This is a genomic window from Vibrio sp. YT-19(2023) (assembly GCF_033337395.1).
Genome location: NZ_JAWOQN010000239.1, coordinates 1 through 913, shown reverse-complemented (window position 1 = coordinate 913; position 913 = coordinate 1). Strand labels below are relative to the sequence as shown.

The window sequence follows — 913 nt, the reverse complement described above, 5'->3', positions numbered from 1 at the left end:
GCAGAATACGACGCATGATCTTACCTGAACGAGTCTTTGGTAGAGAGTCTGTCCAGTGCAGTACGTCAGGCGTTGCAATTGGACCAATCTCTTTACGCACCCAATCCTTCACTTCTTTGTGCAGTTCTGCGGATGGGAATTCGCCATCGTTGAGCGTGATGTAGGCGTAGATCGCTTGGCCTTTGATGTCGTGTGGAATACCAACAATCGCGGCTTCGGCAATTTTATGATGCGCGACTAGCGCAGATTCAATTTCAGCGGTGCCCATACGGTGTCCAGACACGTTCAGTACGTCATCGACGCGGCCAGTGATCCAGTAGTAGCCGTCTTCGTCACGACGCGCACCGTCACTGGTGAAGTACATGCCCTTAAATGTTGAGAAGTAGGTTTGTTCGAAGCGTTCATGGTCGCCGTAAACCGTACGCATCTGACCTGGCCAAGAATCAAGAATTACCAAGTTACCTTCAGCCACGGTGTCTTCAAGGATATTACCCATGTTATCAACCAGCGCAGGTTGTACGCCGAAGAATGGGCGAGTTGCTGAACCTGGTTTGAGATCTGTCGCGCCCGGAAGTGGAGCGATCAAGATGCCGCCGGTTTCCGTTTGCCACCAAGTGTCGACGATAGGTGAATTTTCGTTACCGATCGTTTTGTAGTACCACTCCCATGCCTCTGGGTTGATTGGTTCGCCCACTGAGCCCATGATGCGAAGGCTTGAGCGAGACGTGCCAGCAACCGCTTCGTTGCCTTTTGCCATCAACGCACGAATAGCCGTTGGTGCGGTGTACAGAATGTTCACTTGATGCTTATCGACCACTTCGCTCATACGGCTTGTGTTCGGGTAGTTTGGTACACCTTCGAACAGGATGGTTTTCGCGCCGTTCGCAAGTGGTCCGTAGATAAGGTACGTGTG

The 913-nt window shown here is 51.8% G+C and carries 1 protein-coding gene; it reads right to left on the bottom strand.

Features of this window, described 5'->3' with window-relative positions; genetic code table 11:
* Positions 1–913: AMP-binding protein (locus tag R7E78_RS25120; RefSeq protein WP_318058470.1), on the bottom strand; the 913-nt coding region annotated here is incomplete at both ends.